This window comes from Candidatus Nitrosarchaeum limnium BG20 (genome assembly GCF_000241145.1).
Classification (GTDB): domain Archaea; phylum Thermoproteota; class Nitrososphaeria; order Nitrososphaerales; family Nitrosopumilaceae; genus Nitrosarchaeum; species Nitrosarchaeum limnae.
Map to the genome: position 1 here is coordinate 1 of NZ_AHJG01000014.1, position 1,564 is coordinate 1,564.

General features: G+C 35.3%; 1 protein-coding gene and 1 pseudogene. Both read right to left on the minus strand.

Features of this window, described 5'->3' with window-relative positions; translation table 11 throughout:
* Positions 1-199 (minus strand): annotated as a pseudogene (locus tag BG20_RS00805) (Glu-tRNA(Gln) amidotransferase subunit GatD); the annotation flags it as partial.
* A gap of 32 nt (positions 200-231) precedes the next feature.
* Positions 232-1,564: AAA family ATPase (locus BG20_RS00810; RefSeq protein WP_010189661.1), on the minus strand; the 1,333-nt coding region annotated here is incomplete at its 5' end.

Sequence of the window (1,564 nt, forward strand, 5' to 3'; positions counted from 1 at the left end):
TTGACTCTATCTCCAATCCAATATTGTACCCACTCTTTAATTTGAGAACAAGATGTTTATCGTCACTGTGCTCGTATCTAGGCATAATTATCCCAAAATATGTTAAATCTGAAAGAATTTTTACTGTATCGCCAACAATGATTTTATTTGTTTTTAAAAATTCTAATGACTTACCTGTATATCCTCTAAATTCTGACATTTACGAGAGTTGGTATGTCTATTTAATAAAAACTACCTGTAATAGGAAGCTACTAGTTTTTCGCCTATCTTGAGGTTCTTTTGTTCCCTTACTTTCTTTACTGCTGCTTCAAAGTGCTTCATAGTTACTTTGGCATCTGTAGAACTTTTCTCAATATCTTTGACATCTGGATGTGCATCTAAGAACTCGTGAATGACAAGTGACACTGCAGTGTTTGCAATTGCAGCAGTATCTGCTCCACTTAATCCATCTGTTAACTCGGCAATTTTATCAATATCTACACGTTGTGGATCATTTGGATCATCATTTATTGGTATTTTTTCTGCATTAATTTTCAAAATCATCTTTCTACTTTCTTTATCTGGTAATGGTATCTGGATAATTTTATCAAATCTACCTGGTCTTAGTAATGCTGGATCAATCATATCTGGTCTGTTTGTAGCTGCTAAAACAACAACACCGTGCATATTTTCCATACCATCTAATTCAGTAAGTAATTGACTCACTACTCTTTCTGTAACTGCTGTTTCACCACCTGCTCCTCTTATTGGTGCTATTGAATCAATCTCATCAAAGAATACCACACATGGAGAAGCTTGTCTTGCTCTTCTGAAAATTTCTCTAATTCCTCTTTCTGATTCTCCAACCCATTTTGATAATAGTTCAGGTCCTCTTACAGAAACAAAATTTGCTTCACTTTGAGTTGCAACTGCTTTAGCTAACAGTGTTTTACCTGTACCACTTGGACCGTGTAGTAAAATACCTCTTGGCATTTTATGTCCTAGTTTATCGTATAATCCTGGATATTTCATTGGCCATTCAACTGCTTCTTGAAGTTCACGTTTTACATCTTCCAAACCTCCAACTTCTTCCCATTTTACATCTGGATTTTCAATGAATACTTCTCTCATTCCAGATGGTGTAACTTCAATCAATGCTTTTTGGAAATCTTCATTATTTACAATTAGTTTATCCAAAGTTTCTGGAGGAAGCTTCTCCTCTTCCATGTTTAACTCCGGAAGTAATCTTCTCAAGCACTTCATCGCAGCCTCTTTACAAAGATATTCTAAATCTGCTCCAACATACCCATGGCTGACACTAGATATTTTTTCAACATTTACATCATCTGATAATGGCATGTTTCTACTATGAATAGCAAGAATGTCTTTTCTGCCTTTTTTGTCTGGAACTTTGATTTCAATTTCTCTATCAAATCTACCTGGTCTTCTAAGTGCAGGATCTATTGCATTTGGTCTGTTAGTTGCTGCAATGACAATAACTTTTCCCCTAGCTTCTAACCCATCCATTAATGATAACATTTGAGACACTACTCTTCTTTCTACTTCTCCAGTTACTTCTTCTCTC